Consider the following 26988-nt stretch of genomic DNA (forward strand, 5'->3'; position numbering starts at 1 on the left):
GGTCAGGCCCGGACCGGGGGCTGGTTGCCGCCGGGCCCGGCCTCCGGCGGGTCGGCGACGTCGGCCGGTGTTTCCTGCGGGCCGACGGTCGGGTGCGATTTGAGGCGGCCCTGCCGCTCGTTCCACACGTCGCGCGCGATGGTCTGGATCATGCCCGCGACCGGGATGGCCAGGAGCGCGCCGAGGATGCCGGCGAGCTCGACGGCGACGAGGATGGCCACGAGGACCGCGAGGGGGTTCAGCGCGACGGTGCGGGCCAGGATGATCGGCTGCAGGAGGTGGTTCTCGACCTGCTGGTAGACGACGAAGAAGACGAGCACGACGATGCCGGCGGTGGTGGAGTGCAGAAACGCCGCACCGACGGCGACGACAGCGCCGAGGGTCGCGCCGACGAGGGGAATGAGGTCGGCGATGGCCACGAACGCGGCGATCAGCCCGGCATAGGGGACGCCGGTGAAGAACAGCACGGCGTAGGTGGCCAGGCCACAGATGACGCTGATGAGCAGGTTGCCGGTGATGTAGCCGGTGACGCTGCGGGCGCAGTCGGCGCCGACGCGCCGGATGCGCTCGGCTCGGCGCTCGGGGAACAGGGCCAGGAACCCGTCGACGAGCTTCGGCGCCTCCAGCACCATCAGGTAGGCCAGCACGAAGATCGTGATGACGCCCGCGACGGTGGTGGCGGCCCCACGCAGGAACGCGAGCGTCGGCGCGCCCAGGCCGCGGACGTAGCCTTGCAGCTGGTCACGGTGGTCGGCGATGTACTGCCGGATGTGGTACTGCTCGACGAGCGAGCCGATCGGGCCGCGGCCGCGCTGCACGTCGTTGGCCACCCCCGGGAGCTGATCGGCGAGGCGCACGGCCTCGTGGGCGAGCGGCACCACGAACAGCGTGACGACGCCGGCCAGGACGGCGAGGAACGCCAGGAACACCAGCAGGGTCGCCAGCCAGCGGCGGCACCATGCGGCGCGGCGCTCGACCCAGTTCACGGCCGGGTACAGCGCCGTGGCGAAGAACGCGGCGATCACCATCCAGGTCAGCACCTGCCGCGTCTCGTACACCAGCAGCAGCGCGAGCCCGGTGGCCAGCACCAGCCCGATCACCGTCATCGTCGTCCGCGCGACCGAACGATCCTCGCGGCGGCTTGTCATCATGCTTCCCGGATGACCCGTCATGGGGCGTTCAAACGCGCGCGGGCAGGGTCAGGGGTTGATCAGCGTCCAGTCGCCTTCGGAGATGACGGCTACTGTGCCATCCACCACCTTGATCGCGGTGTCGTCGTCGATGGCGTAGGTCGGGACCGGGATCTCGGATGCCCACCTCTGGATGTCGGACAGCCTGGTGCCCTCCATGTCGGGGTGATTGAGGTGGGGGTACAGCGTGAAATCCACCAGCCCGAGCGCCCGGTCCGCGTCCTGCGCCATGTCGCTGCCTTCGGGGACGAAGCCGCGGTTGAATTCGGCGTCGCAGTTGTACGGGGTCACGGCGATGCTCCCCGCGCTGACCCCGACCCAGACCGTGTCGCTCAGCGACGGCAGGAGGCCGGCCAGGCCCGACTGGCGCAGCCAGTAGGTCAGGTACAGCACATCGCCGCCCCACACGAGGAGAGCATCGGCCGCCCGGACCGCCGGGACCCAGTGCTCCTCGCGGACGCTCGGCAGTGCGGTGAGTTCCAGCAGCCCCAGGGACTTCCAGCCCAACTGGACCAGCGGGATCGTGGCCCGGCCCTGGATCGCCTGCCACGCCCGCTCACTCCCAGCGGGAAAGGGGTAGACACCGGTAGGGATGAACAGGGCCGTGGCCTCGGCGATCGGCTTGCCGAGGAGGTCGACCAGCGCGTCGGCGATACTCGGGTTGCGAATGCCCGACGACGTGAGCAGGAACTTCACGACTCCACTCCCCCTGACGCCGGCACCTGACGACGGTCACGGCGTCCACAGGCACCAGCATTCCACGCGTCGACCCGAGCGGCGCATCGACGGGTCATCCGCCGGTGGCCGTCCGGCCATCACCCGGAGGCGGTGACCGGCCGGGTCCTGCGGGCCATGGTCAGGTGACGGTCGGCACCGGGAACACGAGGATGGCGATGTCGTCGGTCGGCTCGGCGCCGCGCAGGACGTCGGCCAGGATGTCGTCGACTCCGCCGCTGTCGAGCGGGTTGTGGCGCCCGAAGGCGGTGGCGAGCCGGTCCATGCCGGAGTACAGGTCCTCACCGGGGCGTTCGATGAGGCCGTCGGTGTAGAGCAGGAGGGTGGCTCCAGCGGCGTGGATGGATGTTTCGTGGAAGCTGTCCAGCCCGATGCCGAGGGCCGGTCCGGGGGCGCCGTCGAGTCGCTGCACCGTTCCGTCCGGCCGGCGCAGCAGCGCGGGAGGATGGCCGGCCGATGCGTACCGGATGTCGCCGGTGGTCTCGTCGATCATGGCGCAGAACATCGTGGTGAGCGTCGGCTGCCGCTCACGGTCGACGTGTTGGGCGAGGCGGTGCAGCATGTCGGCCGGCCCGTCGGCCTGCTCGGCGAGGACTGCGGCGGCGGTGCGCAGCTGGCCCATGACCAGCGCGGCGTCGATATCGTGCCCGGCCACATCGCCGATGATCAGCATGGTGCCGGACGGGCCGAGCGGCAGGACGTCGTACCAGTCGCCACCGACGGCGATCGGACGGGAGGCCGGCTGGTAGCGCACCAGGACGTCGGCCGGCACCGTCTGGGGTAGTAATGATCGCTGGACCCGCCAGGCGAGGGCGTTCGCCGCACCGATGTGCGACCGGCGAGGGGCGTCGAGGCGGTCCACGCGCCGGGCGAGCCAGATGCCGCCGGCGCCGATGGCCAGCAGGACGGCGCCGAGCTCGGTGGCCTCTCGGCGCATGGCCCCGTCGGCGGACGCGAACGTCGCCGCGGCCGGCCGCTGCACGACGACGCTTTCACCGAAGGGCTCGAAGCGGGCGAAGGCGACGACCTGGTCCGGCCGGCCGTCGAGCCCGGTCGGCATCGGCCGGGCGCCGTAGGCGAAACGTTGCCGGTTCGCTTCGAGGACCGCGCCGACGGCCGGCGGCATCGGCTGGGTACGACCGATCCCCGGCCCGGCGATCAGCCGTCCGTCGCGGTCGACGACGAACAGCTCCGCATTCGAGCCGTACAGCTCGTCTCCGAGCGTGGCATTGCGCTCGTCGGTGACGGCCCGGACGAAGTCGAGCCCCCAGCCGCCCGCCAGCACGCCGGTGATCCGGCCCGTGTCGTCGCGGGTCGGTACCGCGAAGATCAGGACCTCGCCGGTGAAGCTCGCGGAGTGCAGCGCCGGGGTCACGATCCAGGCGCTGTCGCCCAGGGCCTGCGGACTCCACTCGGCTTCGGTGGGCGCGCCGGCCGCGGCGCCGGTGGAGGCCCGGACCACGCCGCCGGCGTCGGCCCAGGCGAGACCGCCGGTCAATCCTTCGAACGACACGCCGGCATTCGCGAGCCGGGCCTGCACGGCGGCCGGGGCCGCGCCGCGCAGCGCGGGGTCCGTGGCCAGCGTCTGCAGGCTCCGCACGATGCCGAGGCGGTAGCCGAACACCTCGATCGCGGCCAGCCGGGCCCGGCCGGCGGCGTCGGCAAGCGCAGCCTCCCGGGCCCGCTCGTGCTGCCGGTAGATCAGAACCGAGCACGCGCTACCGAGCAGCAGCAGGAGCAGGCCGGCGGTGAGCAGGAGACGCCGCCCGGGGCGCATCCCGTTCAATGCGGCGCTCGGCTCGTCCGCTGGAGCCCGCCGCTGCGCGGCCCATCCGAGCCGCCGCCGCAGCCTGGACGTCCGGAGCACCTACGCCGCCCCGCCGTCAGCCATACCGCCGGACGACTGCGCGGCGCGGACCGTATCCGTCCAGGCGCCGGTGCCGTGCCCCGGGCCCAGCGCGCCGCCTCGAAGGCTGTGGCTCATGGCGCCCGGACGGCGGCACCATGCTTCGGCGTACGTCACTCACGCCCCTCGTGATCGCCCGACAACTCTTGCATCGATTCTTGCATCGATTCGCGTGGCCTGCGCGTTGAGACGAGCACACCGTCGCGCCTGTCACCGGGGCGAGATCCGACCCGGGCATGCCGGACGTTTGCCTGAGAGCATCTGCAAGTAGCCATATGATGGATCCAGGTCCGGCCTGGGCGACCAGGCCGGCAAACCCAGTGACGCCTGACCGCCGCTCCGCGGCGGCAGGTGCGAGTCATCGACGTTTGCAACGACCGACGATTGCCAGGAAGCTTGGACACCTGCTCACATGTGGACCTCCTCCCCGATCCCGCTGCGCGCCGGCGGCCCGGTGCCGATCGGCGACCGACCCTCGGCCGCTGAGGCCGCTGCCGCGCTTGCTCCCGCATACAAGGCGCTGGGAAACCCCATCCGGCTCCAGCTGGTGTTCCTGATGGCCTCGGCATCGCCCGACGGACTCACGCTGGCGCACCTCAGCGAACGTCTTGATCTACCAGCCCCGCTCGTCTCCCATCATCTGCGGCTCCTCCGGTTCGCCGGGCTCGTCGAGGTCGACCGCCGCCGGCCGCACCCGTCCCACCGGATACAGCAGCCGGTACTGCACCTGCTCGGCAACATCCTCTGCGGCGCACACCCGTGAACGCCGTGGGGCACTCACCCCGGCCGGCGGGTCATCAGACCGCTGCGTATTCCGGGAGGTGCAGGGTGTCGGCCGGTGGGGCGAACAGGCGGGCGCCCAGGGCCCGGGCCGGGCGGGACGCGGCCAGACGCAGGCCGGTGTTGAGCAGTGCGACGCCGGCCCGGGTGGTCGGGTTGGCGATGCGCGGCGTGCCCGGGGGCAGCTTTTGGGCCCTGGTCACGTACTGTCGCATGCGTTGCTCGTAGCGGCGCAGCGCGTCGCGGTGGTTGGGCCAGGTGGTGAGCTCTCCGGCGAGGATGTAGGCGCCGGCCAGGGCGAGGGTGGTGCCCATCCCGCTGATCGGTGAGGGACAGTAGGCGGCGTCGCCGACCACGGCGATCCGGCCGCTGGTCCAGGTGGCCAGGTGCACTTGAGCGACCCGGTCGAGGTAGAAGTCGCTGTGATCGGCGGTGAGGGCGTCGAGGATCCGCCGGGCCTGCCACGGGTCGTCGGCGAAGAGGTCACGCAGCCGGGCCAGCTGCCGGCCGGCCGGGAGCCGCTCGAGACCGTCGGGTGATGCCATGCAGGCCAGGGAGGCCCGGGTGGTGCCGACGTTGTCGGGCCGGAGCATGACCGCTCGCCCGCGGCCGGCGGGGAGCCAGTTCCACCACTTGTCGTCGTGGTCGGCGCGGGGAATCGCGCCGTAGGCGATGTACTGGCCGAGGTCGCGGATGCGGGTCTGCCCGGGGAGGGCGAGGTCGCGGGTGTCGGAACGGATGCCTTCGGCGATCACCAGCACGTCGGCGTGTCGTCGTCCGCCGTGCTCGAGGACGACCTCGACGCGGTCGGGATGCTGCGTGACGGCGGTGATGCGGTCGCCGTAGTGGCGCTCGACCCGGGCGGGCACCAGCTCGTCCAGGGCGGTGACCAGCTGGCCGCGGAGGATCTCCCGTTCGGCGGTGGGGCCGTCGGTGTCGCCGGTTCCGGCGGGGAACTCGGCGACGGTGCGCCCTCGGGCGTCGATGAAGCGGGTGCCCACCTCGCCGGTGCTCGATGCGGCGACGCGCTCGTCGAGGCCCATGCGGCGGATCACGTCGCGACCGGCGCCGCGGATGTCGACGTTCTGCCCGCTGCTGCGCAGCGTCTCGGCGCGTTCGAGCAGGGTGACCGGCCAGCCGTACCGGTCGAGCCAGTACGCGACGGTTGCGCCGGCCACGCCGGCTCCGGAGACGATCGCTGTGCGCATACGTCACGAATTCCCGCGGCCGCAATGTCCACACGTGGCTGTGGCGTGTCGCGCGGCGAGGTGGCGCGGCGGCGGCCCGCGCCGCCGGGACGTCGTCATGGGGCGACCCACCGTCGCCGGGTCACCCAGGCCACGCTCACCACGGCGGCGACGAGTGCGGGGCAGGCCGCCCAGCTCAGCGCCGGGCCCCAGTCCTCGGCCGGGTTGCGGCCGAACTCCGGCCGGCCCACCGGCCGCACCCGGTCCACGAGATCGGTGGCGACACCGAGCTCGTGGGTGCCCTCGGGGCCGGCGAGCACGACCTGCGGCGCCGGCGCGCCCGGTGCCAGCCGCACGAGGGCCGCGCCGCCGATGTCCATCCGGTCGTCGGTGCGGCCGTTGGTGTACGCGACGACCGCGTACGCCACGTCGCCGCGCCAGGTCACCACGTTGACGAACATCGCGTCGCGGATCTCCGGGTACGCGGGCGCCGCCACCGCCTCGCCGGTGGCACCGTCGAGCGCCCGCAGCCGCCAGGTGCCGGGTGCCCAGCCGCAGCCCGAGCAGCCCGTCACCTGCCGGTCGAAGACGAACAGCCGCCCGTCCGCGCGCCACGCCGCCCGCCCGCCGATCCGCCGCAGGTCATTGCTCGCCGTCTGCGACCAGCGCAGGTCGCCGTCGGCGCCGTACACCCGGAAGAGGCCGTTGCTCTGCACGGCCAGGTCCCGGCCGTCCGGGGACAGCGCCAGGTCCTGGTCGACCGGCCGCTGCCCGGGATGGCGCACGAGGCGCTCGACCTGGCCGGACGGCCACGAGACGATCATCGTGCGGTCGTTTTCCGCGGCGATGAGCCGCGTCCCGTCCTCGGTCCAGCGCCCGTAGAGCGTGGTGTTGTCGCCGGGCGGCGTCTGGCCGTCGGGCGACAGGTGCGCCTCGGTCGGCGCCGCGGCCAGCCGCAGCCGCTCCCGCCCGGTCGCCAGGTCCACGACGCGGCCCTCGGCGATGAGGTAGCGGCCGTCCGGGGAGAGCTCGGCGCCCGTGTAGTAGCCGCTGCGCACGATCCGGTACGCGTCGCGGTCCCGGGCCACGATCGTGCTGCTGGCCACGGTGTGCCCGCCCCGCCACCACGCGAAGTCGAAGTCCTCCGGGTCCGACTGCGGGTTGTCCTCACCGAGCGAGTAGATCGCCGCGGCCGGCCCGACCGGGCTGCGCTCGACCGTGTCGGTGTCCCGCGGCACGGTGACGAGGTGCTGCGGCAGGCCGCCGCCGGGGTCCCGGGACGCCGGCGGCTGCGAGCGGGCGAGCGGGACGGCGAGCGCCAGTGCCACGAGCGCGATCACCGCCGCGAGCGCAGCCAGCCGGCGCCGCGTCCGCCGACGTCGGGCCGTTTCCAGCAGATTTGGCGGTACCGTCACAGCCGGCGCCTGCTCGGCCAGTTCCCGGAACACGCTGCGCAGCGTCGTCATCGCAGCACCCCCTTGTGCTCGTCGGCCAGCTCCGGTGCGATCTCGCGCAGGCGGCGCAGCGCGTCGCGAGTCTGGCTCTTGACGGTGCCGGTCCCCACGCCGAGCAGGTCCGCCGTCTCCGCCTCGGTGCGGTCCTCGTAGAAGCGCAGCACCAGCACCGCCCGCTGCTTCGGGGTGAGCCGGCCGAGGGCCTGGGCCAGCACGATGCGCAGCTCCGGGTCGACGGCCGAACCGGCCGGGCGCTCGGGCGGGGCGTCGGTCAGGACCTCCCGGCGCCGCCGGCGCAGGACCCGCCACCAGGAGACCGCCCGCGTGTACAGCACCCGCCGCACGTACCGCTCGGGGTCGTCGAGGCGGCCCCACCGCTCGGCGGCGGCGAGCAGGGCGGTCTGGACGAGCTCCTCGGCGTGCTGCCGGTCGCCGGTCAGCAGGTATGCCGTCCGGGCGAACGCCCCGGTCCGGGCCCGCACGAACTCCTCGAAGTCCCCCACAACAAACACAGACGCATCAACCCGACGGTTTGGAGGGGAAGCACCGGAAGATACCGGCGCTGCGCATCGAACGCCGCCCCGGAGCGGTGAGCCCGCGGCCGTACCCCTATGTAGCATAAGCCCGCCGACCTATGTAGGATAAGCCGCCATGGCCCCGCCGTTACGGATCACCACCACCCTCGTGCAGGTCCTCGAGGTGTTCCTCGCCGACCCCGGCGCCGAGCGTTACGGGCTCGACGTCATGCGTGTCACCGGCATGCCGAGCGGCACCGTGTATCCCATCCTCGTCCGCCTGCAGGGCCTCGGCTGGCTGCAGGCGCACTGGGAGGACATCGACCCGGTGCAGGCGGGCCGGCCGGCCCGCCGCTGGTATCGGCTCACGCCGGAGGGTGTGCAGAGCGCCCGGGCGGAGCTCGCCGCGTATCAGCAGCGGCGCGGCCCGCGGCGCGGTGCGGTGAAGCCGGAGCTGACATGGGACTCCTGACCCGCACCATCCACGCCTGCCTGCGGGCGGGAGGTCGGCGCTGGCCGGCCGAGCTGCGCGACCAGCTGACCCAGGAGTGGCTCGCCGAGCTCGCGGCGCTCGAAGGTGAGCCGCACGGCGCCTGGCGGCGCCTGCGGTTCGCGGTGAGCCTGGCCGCCAGCCCGGTGACGTATGACGAGCACGGCCTGCCGAGCGGCCGGTGGGAGCGGTGGCGGACCCCCGGCCGGGTGCTGCGCACGGCAGCCGGGTTGCTGCTCGCGGGCGCGTTGGGCGTCGGGCTCTGGGCGACACTGAACATGCTGCTGGGCTTCCTGGTGATGCAGTCCGACGCGGGCTATGACCAGTCGTCGTTCATGCGGCGCAGTTTCGTTGCAGCGGCGGTGTCCGCCGGCCTCACGTCGGCCTATGCCGCAGCGGCCGGCTGGTGGCTGGGCGGCGGCGCCGCCGGCGGCCGGGGCGCGGGAAACTGGGGCCGGGCCGGCCTCGCCGCCGTCGCGCTCGGCGCCGTCTTCCTCGCCTGGACGCCCAGCCTGTACCCCGGGTTCAACGGCGACGGCCCGAAGCACGGCTCGACCATGATCGCTGTCTGGGTGCTCGTCACCTTCGCGGCGGCCGTCGTCGTGGCCGGCCGTGTCGCAGCCGGGCAGCCGGGCCTCGGCTGGGCGGCCGGTCTGGCCGGGGTCCTGCTCGCGGCCGTCCTGCCCGTCATGGCGGCGATGCCGCGCACGACGCTCGGTGGCGCCTCCCCCGCGCGGTGGGAGCTCGCGGCGCTCGCCTGTCAGCTCCTGCCGTCGGCGGTGTGCGCGGTGGCGTTCGGCTGGGCCGCGGCACGGCCGCGGCCGGCCGGGCTCGCGCCGGGCGCGACGGTTGCGACAGTCGCGGCCGGGCAGCCGGTGGTCGACGGCGGAGCCCGGGATCGGCGGTTGGTCACGACGCCGGCGGCGATGGCCGCGGCGGCCATGGGTGTCGCGGTGCTCTGGGCGATGCAGCTGTGGGCCGACAGCAGCGATACCAACTGGGCAAGGGACCTGCGCTGGGACGCGATCGTCGCGATGGTGCTGGCGGTCGTCGTCTGCGCCCGCGGGCAACGGCGGGTCACCGTGGAGGCGCTCGTCGGCGGGCTGGTCTGGCTGGCTGCCGACACCGCCCTGGACCGGGCCGGCCTGTCACACGCCAGCGCCCCGCTGGCGGTGGGCGCGGCCTCCGTGGCCGCGCTCGGCTGCTATCGCGGCGTCACCGGCCGGGGCGCCCCACAGCCGGCCGCACTCCCCGTCGTGGCCGGCGTCGCCGCCATGCTGGCGGGTGTGAATCTGCTGGCCGAGCCGTCGTCAAGCACCGGGCCCACGTTCCATGTGGGCAGCGCCGTGGTCAGCGGCGCGCTCGGGCTCATCGCGGTCGGGGCGGCCTTCAGCACCGCGGTCCACATCTCCCGGCTCCGGTTCGCGGTCTACTGCCTGAGCAGCGCAGTCGCCGTCACGACACCCTGGCTGCTGCGCGAGCGGCACATCCTGGCGACGAACTCCGACCGCCTGCTGCACGTCATGGGCCTCACGGCGCTGCTGACGGTGTGCGCAGTGATCGTGGCCCGGCCGCGCCCGCGGCGGCTGCGGCAGTGGCTGCGGTATCCGGCGGCGGCGAGCATCGCCTTGCTGATGTTCCCGCTTGTCGGGCTGCCCGTCATCACCGCCACCAGGTTCCTCGACATCGGCCCCGTCTTCACCGCACTGGCCGGCCGGCCGGTGCGGCCGGAAGCGTTCGACGACTACATCCTCACAGTGCCGGCCCTGTTGTCCGGGCTCGTCCTGGGCAGCCTGGTGCTCGGCCGGGCGCACCGGTCCGACAGTGTCGCGTGACGGCGGCGCCCGCCCGGCACGGACGCCGACGTCCGGGCGGGCGCCGCGGCGACGCCGATGCGCGCATCGGCGTCGCCGCGGCAAGCGGAGCGCGGTGCTACTTCGTGAGGATGTCGGGCTTGGCGGCCTTGTCGACCGGGATGAAGCTGACCGGCACCGGATACTGGCCGAGCACGAAGTTGAGGATCGCGGCATGCATCGCCTCGACCGGCTGGATCGTAGCGGCGGTCATGATGCCGCCCGCGTCGGAGACGTTGGCCGTGGCGAAGGTGTAGGTCTGCGCCGCGGCGTCCTCGAGGCCGAGCGCCAGCTTGACGACGTCCGGTACCGATGCCGTCTTGTCCAGGGCGGCGACCGCGTCGGCCGTGATGGTCAGCGGTGCGTCGGTGATCGCCGGCTTGCCCGCCTTCGTCAGGACCGAGTTCCACACGGCGGCGTGGTCGGCGTGCTGCTTGCGGGCGGTCTGCACGAACGTGGCCACCGCGGGCGGGACCGTGCCGAGCTTGCCGTCGGTGGCCCGCTTGAGCGCCCCGTCGTAGGCGGTGACGGCCAGGTTCTCCAGCGCCGCGGCGAGGGCCACGATCTTCAGATCGCCGGTGTAGGCGCCACCGGCGGCCGAGGAGGTCATGGCCGACGGCGCCGCCGTGGTGGCGTCGTTGTCCTTGTCGTCGCCGCACGCCGCCAGCACGCCGAGGGCGACAGCACCGCCCGCGCCGAGCAGCAGCGAGCGCCGCGACGGCGTGAAGTCGGCGATGGTGCGGCGCACCTCGGGGAACGTGGACTCGTGCAGGTCGTCGAGGTCGCGGGTCATCGACTTGAGCTGCGCCTCGGAGATCTGCATGGGCTCTGGCCGGGTCACTTGACCGCTCCTTCGTCGGCCGGGGAGGCCTTGTCCGTGGCGTAGAACGAATCCGGGAAGCCGACACCACCGGCCGCGGCGGGCAGCTTGGCACCGTCCGGCGGCAGCGCTATCAGGTCGGCCGCGTTGCCGGCCAGCAGCGCCTGCACGGCGAGCAGGATGGCGCGGTGCTGCGCCTCGACGCCGGCGACGCTCGCGAACAGCTGCCGCAGCTCGCCCGTGGACACCTGGGTGACGTTCTTGACGTACGTCTGCGCAGCGACGTCCTCGAGTGTGATGGCCAGCTTGACGACGTCCGCCGCGGTCTTGATGGTCGGCACCGTGCTCGCGACGATCGGCGCGTACTTCGGGTCCGGCGCGGTCTGCTCCTTGCCGCCGAGCTTCTTCACCGCGTTGTTGAACGCCTGCGCGTGCTCCGTGTGCTGCTGCATGGTCTTCATCGCGAACGCCTTGACGACCGTGTTCGCGCTCGCGCCGCCGATGTAGGGCAGCGTCAGTGCGGTCTTGTACGTCGACACCGCGAGGTTCTCGAGCGACGCCGCGGTCTGGAGCACCTGCACATCGGTGTCGGCCGCATACGCGGCACCGGCCGTGCCGAGGACCGCGGCACCGGCCACGCCGGCCGCGAGTCCGGCCAGCACGAGCGGCCGACTGCCGCCCAGCCGTTGTTCCCGAGCCGCGTTCACGTACTCCGCGAGATCGGCACGCCCCTGCCGCATCGCATCCGCGTGCAGATCCTGCGACTGCTCCATGAGCGTGCGCAGATGGCGTTCATCGAGATGGTGCTCCACTCGTTCTCCCACCGTAGCCGGGCCTTCGAAACACTTGTGCTTCGTAGCGCGACCCTAGGCAGATGGGAGGGGTCATCCGATCGAGTCCGCGAAAATTCCACTCGGACGGGCACTCACCGCGGCTCGTGGGCCGTTGGGCCCGATACGGTTCGTCAGGCTGAGCCGTGCAGCGCGATGTGTGCGGCCAGGCCGTCCAGGATGAGCGCCAGGCCGAAGGTGTACTGCCCCGTGTGGAAGTCCGGCTCGGACGGGGCCGCGCCGGCCCGGGCGAGGTGCGGGAACACCGCCGGGTCGACGAGGGCGGCCATGCGCTGCCCGTAGGTGCCGGGCCGCACCCGTGGCGCGCGGGTCGCACCGGCCGCGCCGATCTGCAGGCTCAGGGCGGTGTGCGAGCGCACGAACCCGTCGATGACCAGCAGGGCCGAGAGCTGATCGGGGACGGGCAGGCCGGTGCCGCAGAGCACGGCCAGGCCGGCCTCGGTCCAGGCCAGCGGGTTGGGCTCTAGCGGCGGCTCGGCCATCGGCACCTGCACGATCCACGGGTGCTCGTGCAGCCGCGCGGCGAGCGCGGACGCCCACTGCTCGGCGCCGGCCCGCCAGTCGGCGGCGGGCGGCAGGTCCGGCCGGCCGTAGGCGATGTGGAGCATGAGCGACAGCAGCTCCTCTTTGGACTCGAGGTAGCGGTAGAGCGACATCGTGCTCAGGCCCAGGTGCGTGGCCATTGCTTTCATCGACACCGCGTCGAGCCCGTCGCGATCGGCCACGGCGACCGCCTGCCGGCCGATCTCGTCAAGGGTCAGGGCCGGCTTGGGGCCGCGCCGGCGTGCGGTGTCGCGGCCCCATAGCTGCTGCAGGTAGCGAGGCATGTCGACGTCCATGCCACCACGGTAGCAGTTTCTGCTTGACCCATACGCAGTATCTCGGCTAGCTTCATTTCTGCGTACGCCACACGCAGATAGTGAAGGAGCTCCGGATGCCGGCCGTCGGTACGACGCACAGGGAGAACACGATGGGCACGCTGCACAACACGACAGCACTCGTCACGGGTGGATCGCGGGGTATCGGCCGGGCCATCGCACTGCGCCTGGCCGCCGACGGCGCCGAGGTCGCCGTCCATTACGCCGGCAACGACACCGCGGCGGCCGCGACGGTCGCGCAGATCCACGACGAGGGCGGCCGGGCATTCCCGGTGCGAGCCCGCTTCGGCGACGACGGCGCGCTCGACACACTGTTCGACGCACTGGCCGGGCGACGCCTCGACATCCTCGTCAACAACGCCGGCCTCGGCTCCGGCCACCCGATCGCCGAGATGACCCCGCAGGAGTTCCAGCAGTTGCTCACCGTCAACGTCACCACGCCGTTCTTCCTCATCCAGCGCGCCCTGCCACTGCTCAACGACGGCGGCCGCATCATCAACATCGGGTCGACGGCCAGCCGGTTCGCCGTCTCGACCCAGATCGGCTACACGGTCAGCAAGGCAGCGCTCGAGTCGATGGCCCCGTCGCTGGCCAACGAACTCGGCCCGCGCGGCATCACCGTGAACACGGTCGCCCCGGGCGCGGTTCGCACTGACATGACGGCCGGCTACACCTCGATCCCCGAAGTGCGCGCCAGCATCGAGGCGATCACCGCGCTCGGCCGCCTGGGCGAGCCGGAAGACGTCGCCGACGTCGTCGCCCTGCTGGCCGGCCCGGCGGGCCGGTTCATCACCGGCCAGACCATCGACGTCTCCGGGGGCACCTACCTCGGCCCCATCATCCCCGCCTGACCGGCGCCGCACCGGGCCCGAGTATCCGGCCCACAGGGATCCCCAGTCAGTCGGCGACGGGCTCGGCGTAGACGACCACGTTGCTCGCGTACGAGCCGTTGCGGAACGTGCCGCCGCACGTGATGAGCACCAGCCGGGCCGGGCCCGCGGTGGTGAACAGGTCCCGGGGCAGCCGCTGCTTGCCGTAGCTGCGCCGGGCCGCGACCCGGTACGTCACCGACAGGTCGCCGGACGCCACGCCGACCTCCGCGCCGACAGGGAGGTGCTCCAGGTCGTACAGTGCGCCGCGGCCGGCCTTGGCGGTGTCGACGTGCCCGGCGATGAGCACGGTGCCCGCCGGCGCGCCCGGCAGGGCCGAGCCGATCCACCAGCCGACGCGGCCCGGGTCGTCGGGCACCCCGAACGCGCCGGCCGACGTCACGCCGGCCGGGTCGACCGGCGCGTCGACGCCGAGGGCGCTGATGTGCAGCCGGGTCGGCGTGGCGAGCTCGCGGGTCGGCGCCGGCGACGAGGGCGGGGCCGATCCGCCGGTGGCCGCACCCGAGTCGGCGGGCGGCGGCGGCAGCACTCCGGCGTCGACCGGGCCGGGCCGCGCCGTGAGCGCCAACGCGATCGCGACCACGACAGCGGCCAGGCCGGCGCCCAGCGCGGCCCAGCCGAGGGCGCGCCGGGAGCCGGCCGTGTCACGGATGTTCAACGGGTGCCGCGCTCAGACCTGGACCCGGCGCGGGCGACGAAGGAGGAACAGGCCCGTGACCGCGGCCACGGCACCGAGCAGCAGCAGCGCGAGCACGGTGCCCGCGTGCTGGTTCGCGGCGGCCGCGCCGCCGTTGCCGGTGTCGACCTCGGCCGGCAGCCCCAGCGCCGAGGCGGCCGAGCGGAGCAGGTCGTGGTGCGAGTTGATGACCGGGGCGGCGTCCTGGGCCGCCTTCTTGGCCTGCGCGTCGCTGCCGCTGCTGATCTCACGCTGGCCGTTGGCGGCGGCCTTCATGTGCGCGTCCATCTGGGTCGCGATGAACAGCGCGTCGAAGTCGGTGCCGTTTGCCGCCTGGTATCGCGCGGCGAGCGCCTGCTGCTCGCTGTTCGGCGACCCCGGCAGCGCGACGCCGAGCGCCTGGGCGGTCTGGCTCGTCGCGGCGTCGAGCTGCGTGTGATCGGCGACGAACTTCGACCCGAGGTCCTTCACCTGCTGGCTCTGGCCCTTCTGCTGCGCGAGGTTCCCGGCGGCGATCTCGGCCAGGTTCGCCTGGTGCGCCGCGACGAGGAACGTGGAGTCCTGCTGGGACGGTGCCGCCTGGGCCGGGGCCGCGGCCAGCACGAACAGCCCGACGGTGCCGAGTACGGCGATGGTGCGCCTCATCATCATGCATCCGCCACCACCCCGAGTCTGCGTCGATATGTGCGTCGATTTTCACGGACCTCAATGTTTGACCGGCGCCGGACCGGATGCCGGTGTCCGGCCCGTTCGAGTCGCGGGCACGGCTGCCGAACGCGGTCATGTTCGTCTGTGGACGGTTTTGATCGAACCGGTTCGAATGATGGCGCGGCCGCAACCGTCGCGATTATCAAGATATTGCTGGGGATTGCGCCTCCGGCGGGTCGCGGCAACTGTCCGATTGCCACGCCGCCCGGCACGGGCGACGGCGCCGACATCCGACAGCGGTCTCGGACCATCTGAGAGGAACTGCATGAGGATTCGTACGAGGATCAGGGCCGCCGGGCTGGCGGCGGTGACGGCACTGGCCGCCATCGGTATCTCGGTCGTGCTGACCGACGGCACCGCCCATGCCGCCACGGCGCAGTTCAGAGGCATGAACTGGGCCGTGCTCGGCGACAACTTCAACAAGAACCCGCTCGTTTTGCAGGGCCTGAGCCAGTCCGACAGCAACGCGACGGTGCGGGCCAAGGCCAATGCCCTCTACGACGACATGGCCGCCACCATGGGCGTCAACACCGTCCGGCTGCCCGTCAACACCTACACGGTGGCCAACACGACGTGGTGGAACGCCTACCGGGGCGCTATCGACGCCGCCACCGAGCGAGGGTTCAAGGTCATCCTCGCCTACTGGGAGGACGCCGCCTCCGCCTCGGGCGGCCGGATCACCAACGTCGCCGCGTGGAACACGATGTGGTCGAGCGTCACGAGCACGTACGCCTCCAACCCCAACGTGTACTTCGAGCCGATGAACGAACCGCACGGCTACAGCTCGGCCGAGTGGCGCGACGTCGCCGCGAACTGGCTCAGCTCCCACCCCTCGGCCGTGCCCGGGCGGGTACTCATCGGCGGCACCGGCTTCAGCCAGGACCTGCGGGACATCTGCAACGACAGCCGCTTCAGCGCCACGCTGCTGTCGTTCCACTATTACGCGTTCTTCTACAGCGCGATGACCTACGACGCGTTCCGCAGCGACATCCAGATGCGCCTGGGCAACTGCGCCTCACGCGCGGTCGCGACCGAGTTCGGCGCGCCCATGGACAACGGTCTCAACTACGCCGACGCGAACAGCACCGACAACTTCGTGCGCTACATCCGGGCCATGGCCCAGGTCATGCGGGACAACCAGATGGGCGGCACCTACTGGCCCGCGCTCGGCGGCAAGGTCGGGACGTCCGGCTACGACTGGTACTCGATGTTCGCCCTGAGCGGGAGCGGCACGAGCCTCGACCTGACCATCCGCAACAGCTCCGGCGCCGACCGGGTCCGGTATGCCTGGGGCGACACCTTCGGCGGTGGCTCCACGACGCCGCCGCCGTCGGGCTCGTACTACCGGATCACCAACCGCAACAGCGGCAAGGTCATGGACGTCTCAGGACAGTCCACCGCCAACAGCGCCGAGATCAAACAGTGGACCTGGTGGGGCGGCGCGAACCAGCAGTGGCGCTTCGACGACGCGGGCGGCGGCTACTTCCGCATCGTCAACCAGAACAGCGGCAAGTGCCTCGACGTCGCCTCCGCGGCCACGAACGATGGCGCGAACATCGTGCAGTACACCTGCGGGAGCGGTACCAACCAGCAGTGGCAGTGGCAGGCCCAGGGCAGCTACTTCCGCCTGGTGGCCCGGCACAGCGGCAAATGCCTCGACGTCTACCAGTCAGGCACCGCCGACGGCGCCGACATCCAGCAATGGACCTGCGGCACCGGCAACAACCAGCAGTGGACGCGCACCGCGTCCTGACCTTCCTGGCGCCGGCCGTGCTCAGCAGACCACGGCCGGCCGCCACCCACCCGCGACCGGCGCCCGGACGGCGCCGGTGATCAGGCCCGTTCGAATGCGGAGGCCATACTGGCCTGGCGTTCCAGGACGCTGTTGATGCGGGCCTGCACGAGGTCCAGCTGGCCGATGGTGTCGCTGGTGCTGTGAATGCCGGCGGCGACCGCGTCGCTGCTGGCCTGGATGCCCGCGATCTGGCCCGATACCTTCTGGGTCGCCTCGGCGGTTTCCCGCGCCAGCTCCTTGACCTCTCCGGCCACGACCGCGAAGCCCTTGCCGACCTCGCCCGCCCGGGCCGCCTCGATTGTCGCGTTGAGCGCGAGCAGGTTGGTCTGCTCGGCGATCCCGTTGATGATCCGGATGACGTCGTTGATCGCCGCGGACGCCTGGCCGAGCGCCGCTACCTCCGCCGTCATCGCGGCGGAGCCTTCCACCGCCTGACGGGCCACCGCCTCGGCGTCCTGCGAGGCGGCGCGGAGCTCCGTGACGGTCTCGAGCAGGCCCTTCGCCTTGGCGGCGTCCTGCTCGGCCCGGCGCAGCACCGCCAGGCGCTGTGACACCAGCAGCTGCACGTTGCGCAGGGACTCCCGGCGCGAGTCCGACAGGTCGATCGTCTCGCTGGTGAAGAAGTCCATGGTCCCGATCACCCGGGCCCCGTCCATGATGGGGAAGCAGATGCCGGACCGCACGCCCGCCCGCTGCGCGGCGGGCGCCCGCACGCAGTCGGTCAGCTCGGCCAGATCCCGGACGAACACCAGGTCCCTGGCCTTCCAGGCGCGCCCCGACAGGCCGACTCCCTCCGCGAACGAGGCGGCCAGGGTGACCTTCCGGAACTCCTCGCCGGCCGAGCCGGACTCGATGCTGAACCGCAGGGTGTTCGTCTCCTCGTCCAGGGCCCAGTACGACCCGTAGGTCCAGCCGAAGGCGGTGCAGACGCTGTCGAGCGCCATGCGGATGGCGCCCTGCTGATCGCGGGCCTCGCCGACCTTGGTGACGACGGTGGTGACGGCCGCCCGGTCGTTGAGCGTCTCCTGGAGCTCGGCGGCGGCAAGGGCCTGATGCCGGGCCAGCAGGGCGATGCGGATGATCGCGTCCCACTTGTCGGTCCCGAACGCCGGCAGCGGTTCCCGGCTGAAGAACTCCATGACCGAGACGACGCTGCTCTTCTCGATGATCGGGACGTATCCGCCGTAGGCCATGCCCTGCGCCCGGGCGTGCGCGCAGCGGCCGCACCGATCGCTGGGCGCCTCGTCCAGCTCCACGAGCTGCGGGCGGCGGCTGGAGACCGCCACACCGAGCATGCCCGCGTCGGCCGGGAGACGCCGGGCACCGCCGACGGCGCCCGCCATCTGCGTCACCAGCGGGCCCGTCTCGTGCACGAGCCCGTAGTCGTTGCCGTCGCGCTCCCACAAGGCGCCGTACGGCACCTGCAACGCCTCTGACAGCGTCTTGATGATCGCGGTCTGAGCCTGCGCGAGCGAGCCGACGCCGGTGTCCAGCACCCGCAAGACCTGTTCGAGCGCTTCCACGTCGCGCGGCACCGGAGCCGGCGCGTGCGTCGGACCCGACTTTGCCCACCACGGCATAACACAACCTCCGCCGAGCCGGAGCCACCGACGCTCGTCGTCACGCGGCTCTGCCTGGTCGATCGGCAGCCGGCAGCGTCGACTTGAGGGGTTATCGGCCGAAGGTCGCCCCGCCCGGCCGGCTCTCGCCGTCCGATTGCTCGCGCTGGGTGATGGCTGCTGTGACCGAAGGGGTGTCTGGGGCCGGCCTGGCCGTTGGCGTCCGTGGCGGCCGGCACCATCCGACTGCGCGGGCCGCCGAGCGCCCGATCAGCCGCCGGGTCGCAGCGCCACCGTCCGCCGCCGGAGCAGGGCGGTCGCGACCACCATCAGCAGCCCGGCCGCCGCGGTCGCGGCAAGCACCGCCAGGCCCGCCATGACGGCGCTCACGGTGACGCCGGCCAGCGCCCAGCCGGTCGTCAACGTGTACGGCAGCTGGCCCCGGAAGATGTAGGCACCGGCGGCGGCCGCTGCGGTCGCGGCGAGCACGAAGGTGCACTGCAGCGCCAGCCCGGTGGGGCCGTCAAGCGCGCCGCGGGGCAGCAGCGTCGCCGCGTTGATCCACAGCGCCGCTGTGGACCAGCCGGTGTACACGCCGAGCGCGCCGCCGAGCAGGCCCCGGCTGACCCGGTCACCACCGGGGTCGGTCAGCACCCGGCGCAGCACGACGACCAGCCCGATCAGCATGCCGGCGAAGATCGGCAACGTGAGCCAGGCCAGGCGTGACCCGGCGGCGAACAGCCAGGCCACGAAGCCGAGCTGCACGAGGCTCAGCGGCAGCTGGATCAACCGGTACGGGGCGGCGCCGGCCCGCCGCCGCGGCAGGCCCCACACCGCCGCGAGCAGGCAGCCCAGCACGACCACCCCCCACACGGCGAAGAACGGGCCGGGCGGCACGATCGGCGGGTCGGCGGCGTCACTGTCGAAGCCGACGAGCGACGGTGCGGCCGCCTGCACCAGCGCCGTGCCCAGCAGGAGCCATCGCCCGCCGCCGCCCGGCATACGTTCGGTTCGATCCGTCATACCCCGGATTCGGTGCCGGCCGGTCCCCCGGATGCATCGCCGGTGCCGTGCGGCTTCACGAACAGCTTCATGAGGCGTATTCGGTCGAGATCTCGGTGGCGTAGCGCTGCCACAGCGGCTTCATGGTCTCGGCGTTCACCGGCCGCCCGGAGTCGATCATGGCCTTGAAGTCGCGGAAGTACTGCACGTACAGGTCCGGCGTGAACGTGTTGAGCATGACCGCGTTCTCGTCGCCGACGTTGGCGAACGTGTGCGGCGCCCCGGTCGGCACGATGACCCAGGTGCCCGGCCCGGCGTCGTACTGGTCCTCGCCGACGGTGAACCGGAACGTCCCCGCCAGCACGTAGAAGCCCTCGTCGTGCTGGGCGTGGCGGTGTTGCAGCGGGCTCGGGGTGCCCGGCGGGATGGTGACCTCGGCGAAGCCCAGCCGGTGATCGGTGTGCTCGCCGTTCTCCAGGATCCGGATCTGCTGCGCCCCGCTGCCGAGGATCTCGCCCTCACCGGGGCGGACGATGTTGACCTTCGCCACGACTCTTCCCATCTGTCGCCTGCCGTTGTCGATCACCATCCTGTTCCGGGCCGGCCGTGCGCGTCTTGGTCGCCCGTGCACGGTTGCTGGTCACCAGTGCACCGGCGTTGTACCCGTACGTCGTCTTGAAGAGCTTGCTGAAGTGGGCGGGATCGGAGAACCCCCACCGGGCGGCGACAGCGGTGACCGTCCGTCCGCTTCCGGTCAGCTCGGCCCGGCAGCGCTCCAGACGGCGACGGCGGATCAGGGCCGCGACGGTGAGCGGCTGGTCCTCGAACAGTTTGTGCAGCCGGCGTACGGAGATGTGGTGGGCGGCGGCGATGCTGGGCGGAGACAGGCCGGGATCGGCCAGCCGGGCCTCGATATAGCCGGCGATCCGGTCCCGCAGCCGCTCGTCCGGGGCCGGCCGCTCATCGCCGAGCCGGGCCTCCAGCGCGACCGCGAGCAGCTCGACGACGGCCGCCGCCGACCTGAGCGCCTCCGCCTCACGAAAGCCGGTCGCCGATCGCGCCGACTCCCGGGCCAGCACGGAGACGAGCGCGCCCGGGCCGTGGCTGCCGTCGATGCGCACGCCGACGAGCCGGTCGAGCTGCGCGGGCCGGATCCGAAGCTCCCGGCGCGGGACCAGCATGGTGACGTGGGCCGCGGCGGTGCTCTCGAACCGGATCGCCCGCGTGGGATCGAGCAGCACCAGGTCGGCCGGCCCGAGTTCGGCGTCGCCGCGCCCGTGCTCGATCCGCGTCCGGCCCCGGGCCATCACCTTGACCGCCAGGTTGTCACCGTCGACGGCCGTGCGCTCCCGCCCGATGCAGGAGCTCTCGGGTGTGACGAGGGAGAACAGCCGCAGCGGCCCGAGGGCACGGGTGGCGATCCGGCCTCGGAACCCGCCCCCGGCCAGCCTGTTGACAAGCGGCGGAAACCCGCCGGCGGCCAACTCGTCCTGGAACATCTCAAGGTTGCCGATCACCGGTCAACGATACGGCGGCGCCTCCGCTCGGGCGCGCCATCTCCCGCAGCACCCCGGTCAGCCGGCGGGCCGCGGCCGGGTCGAACGCCGGGCCCGTGACGTCGACCGTACGGCGGCCCCGGAACGCCGACAGCGTGGCCTCCGGCGGCGTGTCGATCCGCGCGACGACGGGCTCGATCGCCCGGTCGACCGGCGCCGCGAACAGCTTCACCGCGACCTGCACCGCGGCCCGCTTCGGCAGCCGGAACGGCTCGGCCAGCCCGGTGTCGACGAACACCGGGTTGTGCAGCACATATCGAACCGGCGTGCCGGAGTGCGCCTCGCTGAAGGCGACGCCGAGCAGGTCGTTGGCGCGAGCGCCCTGCATGATGGCCGCGGTGGGCCGGTACCGCGCGCGGAGCTGGAGGTCGTCCCAGTGCAGGCGGCCCGCCCGGCCCCCGGTGCCGCACAGGTTCACGACGACCGGGCGGGGCGCCTGCTCCAGCGCGGGGCGGAGCTCCTCGGCGAGGAGGAATCGGCTCATGACGTACAAGGCGAAGGTCCGTTCGAGTCCCTCGGCGGTCTCCTGCCGCACGGTCTCGTAGCGGAACGCGCCGAGGACGAGGGCGTCGATACGGGGGTACCGCGCCCGCAGCTCACCGCCGAGCCGGATCGTGTGTGCGGCCGAGCTCAGGTCGACGGGGAGGAACACGCCGCGCCGGCCGGCCTCGGCCAGCAGCGCCTCGCCCCGCGCCGGGCTGGAGCCGATGGCGATGACCTGATCACCCCGCCCCAGATACTGCAGGGCCAGCGCCTTGCCGATGCCGTGCGTGCCGCCGGTGATGACAATCGTTCGCATACGCTCGATCCTCAGCCGACGGGCCGAGGGCGGAAAGAGGGAACATCGATGTCTCCACGCATTGCGGTGCCGGTCTCCACGCAGGACCGATCGGCGTGCGCGGCGGTGGACGTCCTGCGGCGCAGCGGGGACAAGTGGAGCGTGTTGCTGATGGCGGTGCTCGAGTCGCGGCCGTACGGGTTCAACGAGCTCGACCGCGCCGTGGACGGGCTGAGCCGGCGCATCCTCATGCGCACACTGCGGACCCTGGTGCGCGACGGGCTGGTCGACCGGTCGCCGCAGCCCGGCCCGGCCGCGCGGGTCGAGTACACACTCAGCGACCTCGGCCGGTCACTGCTGCCGCTGATCGTGGCGGTGGGCCGCTGGGCGGAGGAGCACCACGACGACATCCGAGCGGCCCGGGCCCGCCACGACGACGTGGTCGAGCGCATCGACGCGGCGTAGCCGTCGCATGCACTCGCCCGGGCGGCGCGGTGCCGGGCCCGGTAGGGTCGGACCGGTGGGGATGGTCTCGCTCGACAACCTGGGCGCCTGGCTGCTGAAGGCGAACGGCAACACGTCGGACATCGCCGAGGTGGCCGCCCGCCGCGAACCGATCCCGCACTGGTGCGTGCAGCCGAGTTACCGTACCGACCTGATGGCCGCCGGCCAGCCGCTGCTGTTCTGGGTGAGCGGCCGGCGCCACCCGGGCGTGTGGGCCACCGGCGAGCTCACCGGCCCGGCGTCCTGGGACCTGGTGCCGCACCAGCGCAAGCTGCGGGTCCCGCTGCGCCTGCGATGGCTTGACGAGCACCACCGCATCCCCCGCCCGGCCCTGCTGGCGGACCCGGAGCTGGCCGCGCTGGAGGTCCTGCGGCAGCCCCAGGCGGCCAATCCGTCATTCGTCACCAAGTCCCAGCTCGCCGCGGTCCAGCAGCGGCACTCCTAGCCGGACCGGCCGGGACGGCCCTGGTGGCGGCGTCCGTAGCCGGTCAGACCGCGTGGTTTGTACACCGACAGGGCCAGTGCGACGAGGAGCAGCCCGATCGCCGCGGCGGCGTGCACGACCGGCGAGGCGGTGCGCAGCTGCGCGAGGCTGGTGTCGGGGTCGGCGGCCAGGTCGGCGAGCATGGTGAGGGTCTGCATGTACAGCAGCAGGACGCCGGTGGCGACGAGGTTCATGAGCAGTTTGCACAGCACCCAGTAGTGCCGCACGAGGCCCCACGGGGTGCCGAGGGACTGGACGATGCCGGTGAGCAGGCTCGCCAGGCTCAGCGGCACGAGGGTCCACCAGCCGACCGGCTCCAGCACCAGGTACACCCCGCGCGCGCGGCTCGGATCGGCGGTGGCCAACCCGAGCACACCGAGCGCGAGCGACGCGGCGACCGCACCGAGCCAGCCGACCGACGCCCCCACGTGCAGGACAAGCATCAGCTTGCGGGCCGGCGGCCGCATCACCATCCCGACCCGCTCACGGCCGGTCGCACGGGGGACGTGCCGTGGTGCAGATGCCGGCCCGGGCCGTGCCCGGCCAGCAGCGCCACCACCACCAGCAGCACGATCACCCCGCCGGCGATCGCGAACCCCTTGACCCAGCGCGGCGTCCCGGGGCGGTCGACGTCCCGGGCGGGCGACGGTTCGGTCATCACAACCTCCACAGCTCGACTGCCCACCACTTTGCAAGACACTCTGTCATTTTCCAAGACATGTTGTCTGACTCCCGTCGGTGTGTATGGTGTGGTGGTGCCGAGGTTGTGGAACGCGACGATCGACGAGCACCGGCGCACCGTGCACGCCGCGATCCTGGACGCCACCGCGGCGCTCGTCGCCGAGCGCGGCCTGGCCGCAGTGACGATGTCGCAGATCGCCGCGCAGGCCGGGATCGGCCGGGCCACGCTGTACAAGTACTTCCCGGACGTCGAGGCGATCGTCGTGGCCTGGCACGAGCGGCAGGTCGGCGAGCACCTCGCCCAGCTGCACGAGGCCGCCGCCCCGGCCGACCCGGACGCCCGGCTGCGCAGGGTGCTCCTCACCCTCACCGAGCTGACCGGCGGCCGGCATCAGCCCGCCACGGCCGGGCACGGCCCCGACATGGCCGTGCCGCTGCACCGCGCCGAGCACCTGCACCAGGCCCGCCACCGCCTGCATGCGCTGCTCACCGACGTGATCAGGGCCGCCGCCGAGGCCGGCCACGTCCGCACCGACATGCCCGCCGCCGACCTGGCCACCTACAGCCTGCACGCCCTCGCCGCGGCCGCCGACCTGCCCGCCACCCGCCCGGCCCGCACCCGCCTGGTCGAGCTCACCCTCGCCGCGCTGCGGCCTGCACCGGCCGGCTGACGTGCCCGCCGCGACGCGCCGGCCGCCGACCGGTACCGTGGATCCCGTGATCGGCAGCGCGCACGTCCGGCCCGGGCGGACCGCCCGGGTGATGCTGCTGCTGGCCACCCTGTTCGGTCTGGCCGCCATGCACACCCTCGGCCACCACGGACCGCATCTGAGCCTCGGCCACCATCACCGCGATCACCCGGCCGTGATGGCCGAAGACGCCCCGGCCACCGCGGCCGTCATGCGCGCCGCCGCCGAGCTGACCGCCCCGATCCGCGGTGGTGACAGGCCCAGCGGCTGGGACCTCTGCGTCGCCGTCCTCGTCGCGTTCACCGTGCTGCTGCTCGCCGCCCTGCTGCTGCGCGCCCGCCGGGCCGCCGCGACGCCGAGCCGGGCGGGCCGGTCGAGTCCGGCGCAGCCGCGTGGCCCGCCGGTCAGACGGTTCGGCCTTTCCCTCGCCACGGTGTCGGTGCTGCGCATATAGGACGCCCCGCGCGACGCCGGCGTCCAGCCGGCGGTGCGCCGCCGTGTCCTGCGCAGATCTCGACACCGAAAGGTCAACATCACCATGCAGCGCACCCTCGTGCGCCGAGCCACACTGGCCGGCGCCGCCCTCACCACTGCCCTGCTCCTGGCCGCCTGCGGCGACCACGGCTCCATGCCCGGCATGGAGCACGGCAGCGGTACCACGACAGCGGTCGGCAGCGCATCGCCCGGCGCGGCCGCGTTCAACGCCGCCGACGTCATGTTCGCCCAGATGATGATCCCGCACCACCGGCAGGCCGTGCAGATGGCGGCACTCGCCGGCACCCGCGCCGCCGACGCCGAGGTCAAGACCCTCGCCGGACAGATCAAAGCCGCGCAGGACCCGGAGATCCAGACGATGACCGGCTGGCTGTCCACCTGGGGCCGGCCGGCACCGGCGATGAGCGGCATGGACATGGGCGGCATGGGCCACGCGATGCCCGGCATGATGTCCGACGCCGACCTGGCCAAGCTCGAAGCGGCCACCGGCAAGGACTTCGACAAGCAGTTCTGCACCATGATGATCGCCCACCACCAGGGCGCCATCGCCATGGCTCAGGACGAGATCAAGCAGGGCAGCAACCCCGACGCGAAGGCCCTCGCGCAGCGCATCGTCACCGCACAGCAGGCCGAGATCGACACCATGAACACGATCCTCGCCAGGCTCTGACACACCATGACGGCGGGCCGCCCGGCCCGTTCCGGGCGACCCGCCGTCACGCGCATGCAACGACCGTCACGCGGTCAAGCCGCCTCGACGCGGTTGCGGCCGTTGCGCTTCGCCCGGTAGAGCTGGGCATCGGCCCGGCCGAGCAGCGCGCCGTGATCGTCGTCGCGCCGGTGCCCGGCGAGCCCGAAGCTCGCCGTGACGTGCAGCCCCGCCGCCAGCCGGCCCCAGTCGAACGCGGCCACCCGCGCCCGCAGCGCCTCGCAGACCTCGGCGGCCTGCCGGGCGTCGACGCCGGCCAGCGCCAGCAGGAACTCCTCGCCGCCGAGGCGGGCCACCATCGCGCCGGGCAACTCGCCGGGAAGCCCGTCCCGCAGCAGGCCGGCCATCCGGCGCAGCACCTCGTCGCCGAGCGGATGCCCGTAGCGGTCATTGACGCCCTTGAACCGGTCGACGTCGATGATCGCCAACCACAGGTCCGGCTCATCCCGGTCGCCGTCGGCCATCGCGATCAGCTCCGGCAGCCGCAGCTCGATCCAGCGCCGGTTGGGCAGGCCGGTGAGGTGATCCTCGTGCGCGTACCGGTCCAGCTGCCGCGCCTGCCGCTGCAGCGCCTGCTTGTCCTCCTCCAGCTCCCGGCTGCGCACCCGGTGCAGCTCCGTCTCGAGCCGCGCGTTCTCCGCCTCGAGCCGTGCGTTGTCCAGCTCGAAGTGGTGCGTCATCAGCCGGGCCCGGACGGCCGCCACGTCGCTGCGGGCCTGCCGTTCCAGCAGGTGGTACCGCCGATAGTGATGCAGCGCCAGGCGGTGGTCGCCGGTCTGCTCGTACGCCTCGCACAGCTGCTCGTGCGCGGTCATCGCATCCGGCGTCTGGCCGCTCTCCTCGGCCCGGCGCAGCACCTGCGTCAGCCCCCGGATCGCCTCGGCGAACTCGCCGCGCAGCCGGTGCACGCTGGCCCGATGCCGCCAGGCCGAGTACTGCAACCCGCGGTACCCGTGCCGCGTGGCCAGGTCGAGCGCCTCGTCGATCGCGCCGAACGCCTCGGGGTAGCGCCCGGCGTGCCCCAGGAGCATCCCGAGATTGTCCAGGCAGATCGCCATGCGATACGGATGGTCGGCGGCCCGGGCCAGCCGCAGGCCCTGCGCGGCCCGATCGAGCGCGGCGGCGAGGGCGGCCTGCGCGTCGGCCTCCCGGCCGGCCGCCCGCAGCGCCGGCACCAGCCCGGTGGCGTTGTCGGCCAGGTTGTTGAGGATGCAGAACCCGGCCTCGATGTCGCGCTCATCGCCCAGCTCCAGGGCGTGCCGGAGATGCACGTCGGCCTGTTCGTGCTCGCCCATGCAGCTGTGCACGACGCCGATGCGGTTGTGCACCCAGTACAGCAGGCTCCGCTCACCGACGCGCAGCGCGATCTCGCGCGCCTCGGCCAGCCCTTCCAGCGCCTCGTCGAAGAGGCCGAGCTCGCTGAACGCCATCCCGAGGGCGGTCAGCTCCAGACAGGTGCCCCGATCGTCGCCGGTGCGCTCGAACTGCACCAACGCGTCGCGCGACGCGGCGATCGACGCCTCATGCTCACCCAACCGCAGCAGCTGGTTGGCCAGGCAGTGCAGCGCGCGGGCCTGATCGGCCGCGCCGGCGGCCGTCCCGGCGATCGCGACCGCCCGCCGGGCATGGGCCGCGCCGGTCCGATAGTCGCCGCGCAGCCTGGCCTGCTCGGCCAGCTCCAACAGCTCGTCCAGCAGCGCCGGCCCGTCGTCGAGGCCACTGGTCGGTGCTACCCCAGCCACTGCCACGGCTCGGCCCTCCACCACTCGACGCGGGCTACGTCGCAGCCCGTGGCGCTCCATC

At 72.7% G+C, this 26988-nt stretch carries 29 protein-coding genes; 10 read left to right on the forward strand and 19 right to left on the reverse strand.

Features of this window, described 5'->3' with window-relative positions; all coding sequences use genetic code 11:
• Positions 1–2: 2 nt before the first annotated feature.
• The 3 genes from Dvina_RS32130 to Dvina_RS32140 all read right to left on the reverse strand — a co-directional run bounded on the left by Dvina_RS32130 (position 3) and on the right by Dvina_RS32140 (position 3702).
• Entirely contained in the window at positions 3–1106 is a 1104-nt protein-coding gene (locus tag Dvina_RS32130) for an AI-2E family transporter (protein ID WP_246655453.1), read from the reverse strand.
• Positions 1107–1199: 93 nt separating this feature from the next.
• Positions 1200–1886 carry a Type 1 glutamine amidotransferase-like domain-containing protein gene (locus tag Dvina_RS32135; RefSeq protein ID WP_223093044.1) on the reverse strand — a complete coding sequence of 229 codons (687 nt, stop codon included), beginning with the start codon at positions 1884–1886 and terminating at the stop codon, positions 1200–1202.
• Between the two features lie 160 nt (positions 1887–2046).
• A complete protein-coding gene (locus tag Dvina_RS32140; RefSeq protein WP_246656613.1) occupies positions 2047–3702 on the reverse strand; it encodes a SpoIIE family protein phosphatase in 1656 nt (551 codons plus the stop codon).
• A gap of 541 nt (positions 3703–4243) precedes the next feature.
• Here Dvina_RS32140 and Dvina_RS32145 point away from each other — a divergent pair.
• Entirely contained in the window at positions 4244–4594 is a 351-nt protein-coding gene (locus tag Dvina_RS32145; RefSeq protein WP_223093046.1) for an ArsR/SmtB family transcription factor, read from the forward strand.
• Positions 4595–4628: 34 nt separating this feature from the next.
• Here the strand turns inward: Dvina_RS32145 and Dvina_RS32150 are convergent, their stop codons facing one another.
• The 3 genes from Dvina_RS32150 to Dvina_RS32160 all read right to left on the reverse strand — a co-directional run bounded on the left by Dvina_RS32150 (position 4629) and on the right by Dvina_RS32160 (position 7764).
• A complete protein-coding gene (locus tag Dvina_RS32150) occupies positions 4629–5819 on the reverse strand; it encodes an FAD-dependent monooxygenase (RefSeq protein ID WP_223093047.1) in 1191 nt (396 codons plus the stop codon).
• A gap of 95 nt (positions 5820–5914) precedes the next feature.
• On the reverse strand, positions 5915–7264 hold the full coding sequence (locus Dvina_RS32155) for a WD40 repeat domain-containing protein (RefSeq protein ID WP_223093048.1): 1350 nt from the start codon (positions 7262–7264) through the stop codon (positions 5915–5917).
• Entirely contained in the window at positions 7261–7764 is a 504-nt protein-coding gene (locus tag Dvina_RS32160) for a SigE family RNA polymerase sigma factor (protein WP_246655454.1), read from the reverse strand. Before Dvina_RS32160 ends, Dvina_RS32155 begins: the two co-directional genes overlap by 4 nt.
• Positions 7765–7903: 139 nt before the next feature.
• On the opposite strand from Dvina_RS32160, the gene Dvina_RS32165 reads away from it, so the two are divergent.
• Both Dvina_RS32165 and Dvina_RS32170 read left to right on the forward strand, forming a co-directional pair.
• A complete protein-coding gene (locus Dvina_RS32165; RefSeq protein ID WP_223093050.1) occupies positions 7904–8239 on the forward strand; it encodes a PadR family transcriptional regulator in 336 nt (111 codons plus the stop codon).
• Positions 8227–10092 carry a hypothetical protein gene (locus Dvina_RS32170; protein WP_223093051.1) on the forward strand — a complete coding sequence of 622 codons (1866 nt, stop codon included), beginning with the start codon at positions 8227–8229 and terminating at the stop codon, positions 10090–10092. The genes Dvina_RS32165 and Dvina_RS32170 overlap by 13 nt, the downstream gene beginning before the upstream one ends.
• Positions 10093–10189: 97 nt before the next feature.
• Here Dvina_RS32170 and Dvina_RS32175 read toward each other — a convergent pair whose 3' ends face one another.
• From Dvina_RS32175 to Dvina_RS32185, 3 genes are all read right to left on the reverse strand, one after another.
• Entirely contained in the window at positions 10190–10951 is a 762-nt protein-coding gene (locus tag Dvina_RS32175) for a ferritin-like domain-containing protein (RefSeq protein ID WP_223093052.1), read from the reverse strand.
• Positions 10948–11742: a ferritin-like domain-containing protein gene (locus tag Dvina_RS32180; RefSeq protein WP_223093053.1), complete on the reverse strand. Its 795-nt coding sequence runs from the start codon at positions 11740–11742 to the stop codon at positions 10948–10950. Before Dvina_RS32180 ends, Dvina_RS32175 begins: the two co-directional genes overlap by 4 nt.
• Before the next feature lie 152 nt (positions 11743–11894).
• Positions 11895–12620 carry a TetR/AcrR family transcriptional regulator gene (locus Dvina_RS32185; RefSeq protein WP_223093054.1) on the reverse strand — a complete coding sequence of 242 codons (726 nt, stop codon included), beginning with the start codon at positions 12618–12620 and terminating at the stop codon, positions 11895–11897.
• Between the two features lie 95 nt (positions 12621–12715).
• On the opposite strand from Dvina_RS32185, the gene Dvina_RS32190 reads away from it, so the two are divergent.
• The gene (locus Dvina_RS32190; protein WP_246655455.1) at positions 12716–13510 is read left to right on the forward strand and encodes an SDR family NAD(P)-dependent oxidoreductase; all 795 of its coding nucleotides are present in this window, start codon (positions 12716–12718) and stop codon (positions 13508–13510) included.
• Positions 13511–13556: 46 nt separating this feature from the next.
• Here the strand turns inward: Dvina_RS32190 and Dvina_RS32195 are convergent, their stop codons facing one another.
• Positions 13557–14207: a class F sortase gene (locus tag Dvina_RS32195; protein ID WP_223093055.1), complete on the reverse strand. Its 651-nt coding sequence runs from the start codon at positions 14205–14207 to the stop codon at positions 13557–13559.
• A 12-nt stretch (positions 14208–14219) separates the two neighbouring features.
• The gene (locus tag Dvina_RS32200) at positions 14220–14876 is read right to left on the reverse strand and encodes a DUF4142 domain-containing protein (RefSeq protein WP_223093056.1); all 657 of its coding nucleotides are present in this window, start codon (positions 14874–14876) and stop codon (positions 14220–14222) included.
• Between the two features lie 322 nt (positions 14877–15198).
• Here Dvina_RS32200 and Dvina_RS32205 point away from each other — a divergent pair, with 322 nt between their 5' ends.
• Positions 15199–16686 (forward strand): RICIN domain-containing protein, encoded by a 1488-nt coding sequence (locus Dvina_RS32205; protein WP_223093057.1) that lies wholly within the window; start codon positions 15199–15201, stop codon positions 16684–16686.
• Positions 16687–16766: 80 nt separating this feature from the next.
• On the opposite strand, the gene Dvina_RS32210 is transcribed toward Dvina_RS32205, so the two are convergent.
• The 5 genes from Dvina_RS32210 to Dvina_RS32230 form a co-directional block, all read right to left on the reverse strand.
• Entirely contained in the window at positions 16767–18308 is a 1542-nt protein-coding gene (locus Dvina_RS32210) for a methyl-accepting chemotaxis protein (protein WP_223093058.1), read from the reverse strand.
• Between the two features lie 249 nt (positions 18309–18557).
• Positions 18558–19310 (reverse strand): hypothetical protein, encoded by a 753-nt coding sequence (locus Dvina_RS32215; protein ID WP_223093059.1) that lies wholly within the window; start codon positions 19308–19310, stop codon positions 18558–18560.
• 67 nt (positions 19311–19377) lie between these two features.
• Entirely contained in the window at positions 19378–19851 is a 474-nt protein-coding gene (locus Dvina_RS32220) for a cupin domain-containing protein (RefSeq protein WP_246655457.1), read from the reverse strand.
• On the reverse strand, positions 19808–20806 hold the full coding sequence (locus Dvina_RS32225) for a helix-turn-helix domain-containing protein (RefSeq protein WP_246655458.1): 999 nt from the start codon (positions 20804–20806) through the stop codon (positions 19808–19810). Before Dvina_RS32225 ends, Dvina_RS32220 begins: the two co-directional genes overlap by 44 nt.
• The gene (locus Dvina_RS32230) at positions 20790–21644 is read right to left on the reverse strand and encodes an SDR family NAD(P)-dependent oxidoreductase (protein WP_223093060.1); all 855 of its coding nucleotides are present in this window, start codon (positions 21642–21644) and stop codon (positions 20790–20792) included. Before Dvina_RS32230 ends, Dvina_RS32225 begins: the two co-directional genes overlap by 17 nt.
• 48 nt (positions 21645–21692) lie before the next feature.
• On the opposite strand from Dvina_RS32230, the gene Dvina_RS32235 reads away from it, so the two are divergent.
• Complete coding sequence (locus Dvina_RS32235; protein ID WP_223093061.1) at positions 21693–22088, forward strand: winged helix-turn-helix transcriptional regulator; 396 nt, start codon at positions 21693–21695, stop codon at positions 22086–22088.
• Positions 22089–22149: 61 nt separating this feature from the next.
• Positions 22150–22572 (forward strand): hypothetical protein, encoded by a 423-nt coding sequence (locus Dvina_RS32240; RefSeq protein ID WP_223105829.1) that lies wholly within the window; start codon positions 22150–22152, stop codon positions 22570–22572.
• Here Dvina_RS32240 and Dvina_RS32245 read toward each other — a convergent pair.
• The gene (locus Dvina_RS32245; protein WP_223093062.1) at positions 22569–23084 is read right to left on the reverse strand and encodes a DUF2269 domain-containing protein; all 516 of its coding nucleotides are present in this window, start codon (positions 23082–23084) and stop codon (positions 22569–22571) included. The two genes, Dvina_RS32240 and Dvina_RS32245, sit on opposite strands and share 4 nt — an antisense overlap.
• Complete coding sequence (locus tag Dvina_RS32250) at positions 23078–23269, reverse strand: hypothetical protein (RefSeq protein WP_223093063.1); 192 nt, start codon at positions 23267–23269, stop codon at positions 23078–23080. The genes Dvina_RS32245 and Dvina_RS32250 overlap by 7 nt, the downstream gene beginning before the upstream one ends.
• Positions 23270–23366: 97 nt before the next feature.
• Between Dvina_RS32250 and Dvina_RS32255 the strand changes: the two genes are divergently transcribed.
• From Dvina_RS32255 to Dvina_RS32265, 3 genes are all read left to right on the forward strand, one after another.
• Complete coding sequence (locus Dvina_RS32255) at positions 23367–23963, forward strand: TetR/AcrR family transcriptional regulator (protein WP_223093064.1); 597 nt, start codon at positions 23367–23369, stop codon at positions 23961–23963.
• Positions 23964–24009: 46 nt separating this feature from the next.
• Positions 24010–24435 carry a DUF6153 family protein gene (locus Dvina_RS32260; RefSeq protein WP_223093065.1) on the forward strand — a complete coding sequence of 142 codons (426 nt, stop codon included), beginning with the start codon at positions 24010–24012 and terminating at the stop codon, positions 24433–24435.
• A gap of 84 nt (positions 24436–24519) precedes the next feature.
• On the forward strand, positions 24520–25146 hold the full coding sequence (locus tag Dvina_RS32265; RefSeq protein WP_223093066.1) for a DUF305 domain-containing protein: 627 nt from the start codon (positions 24520–24522) through the stop codon (positions 25144–25146).
• A gap of 74 nt (positions 25147–25220) precedes the next feature.
• On the opposite strand, the gene Dvina_RS32270 is transcribed toward Dvina_RS32265, so the two are convergent.
• Complete coding sequence (locus Dvina_RS32270) at positions 25221–26933, reverse strand: tetratricopeptide repeat-containing diguanylate cyclase (RefSeq protein WP_223093067.1); 1713 nt, start codon at positions 26931–26933, stop codon at positions 25221–25223.
• Between the last annotated feature and the right edge of the window lie 55 nt (positions 26934–26988).

This window comes from Dactylosporangium vinaceum (genome assembly GCF_019904175.1).
GTDB lineage: Bacteria > Actinomycetota > Actinomycetes > Mycobacteriales > Micromonosporaceae > Dactylosporangium > Dactylosporangium vinaceum.

Bases quoted from the DNA above. Each gene is read 5' to 3' on its own strand.
- Dvina_RS32200 (WP_223093056.1), bottom strand. From the start codon at position 14,876: ATGATGATGAGGCGCACCATCGCCGTACTCGGCACCGTCGGGCTGTTC.
- Dvina_RS32150 (WP_223093047.1), bottom strand. From the start codon at position 5,819: ATGCGCACAGCGATCGTCTCCGGAGCCGGCGTGGCCGGCGCAACCGTC.
- Dvina_RS32265 (WP_223093066.1), top strand. From the start codon at position 24,520: ATGCAGCGCACCCTCGTGCGCCGAGCCACACTGGCCGGCGCCGCCCTC.
- Dvina_RS32245 (WP_223093062.1), bottom strand. From the start codon at position 23,084: ATGGTGATGCGGCCGCCGGCCCGCAAGCTGATGCTTGTCCTGCACGTG.
- Dvina_RS32165 (WP_223093050.1), top strand. From the start codon at position 7,904: ATGGCCCCGCCGTTACGGATCACCACCACCCTCGTGCAGGTCCTCGAG.
- Dvina_RS32240 (WP_223105829.1), top strand. From the start codon at position 22,150: ATGGTCTCGCTCGACAACCTGGGCGCCTGGCTGCTGAAGGCGAACGGC.
- Dvina_RS32215 (WP_223093059.1), bottom strand. From the start codon at position 19,310: ATGACGGATCGAACCGAACGTATGCCGGGCGGCGGCGGGCGATGGCTC.
- Dvina_RS32210 (WP_223093058.1), bottom strand. From the start codon at position 18,308: ATGCCGTGGTGGGCAAAGTCGGGTCCGACGCACGCGCCGGCTCCGGTG.
- Dvina_RS32205 (WP_223093057.1), top strand. From the start codon at position 15,199: ATGAGGATTCGTACGAGGATCAGGGCCGCCGGGCTGGCGGCGGTGACG.
- Dvina_RS32170 (WP_223093051.1), top strand. From the start codon at position 8,227: ATGGGACTCCTGACCCGCACCATCCACGCCTGCCTGCGGGCGGGAGGT.
- Dvina_RS32145 (WP_223093046.1), top strand. From the start codon at position 4,244: ATGTGGACCTCCTCCCCGATCCCGCTGCGCGCCGGCGGCCCGGTGCCG.
- Dvina_RS32140 (WP_246656613.1), bottom strand. From the start codon at position 3,702: ATGCGCCCCGGGCGGCGTCTCCTGCTCACCGCCGGCCTGCTCCTGCTG.
- Dvina_RS32230 (WP_223093060.1), bottom strand. From the start codon at position 21,644: ATGCGAACGATTGTCATCACCGGCGGCACGCACGGCATCGGCAAGGCG.
- Dvina_RS32235 (WP_223093061.1), top strand. From the start codon at position 21,693: ATGTCTCCACGCATTGCGGTGCCGGTCTCCACGCAGGACCGATCGGCG.
- Dvina_RS32250 (WP_223093063.1), bottom strand. From the start codon at position 23,269: ATGACCGAACCGTCGCCCGCCCGGGACGTCGACCGCCCCGGGACGCCG.
- Dvina_RS32220 (WP_246655457.1), bottom strand. From the start codon at position 19,851: ATGGGAAGAGTCGTGGCGAAGGTCAACATCGTCCGCCCCGGTGAGGGC.
- Dvina_RS32130 (WP_246655453.1), bottom strand. From the start codon at position 1,106: ATGACGGTGATCGGGCTGGTGCTGGCCACCGGGCTCGCGCTGCTGCTG.
- Dvina_RS32190 (WP_246655455.1), top strand. From the start codon at position 12,716: ATGCCGGCCGTCGGTACGACGCACAGGGAGAACACGATGGGCACGCTG.
- Dvina_RS32185 (WP_223093054.1), bottom strand. From the start codon at position 12,620: ATGGACGTCGACATGCCTCGCTACCTGCAGCAGCTATGGGGCCGCGAC.
- Dvina_RS32155 (WP_223093048.1), bottom strand. From the start codon at position 7,264: ATGACGACGCTGCGCAGCGTGTTCCGGGAACTGGCCGAGCAGGCGCCG.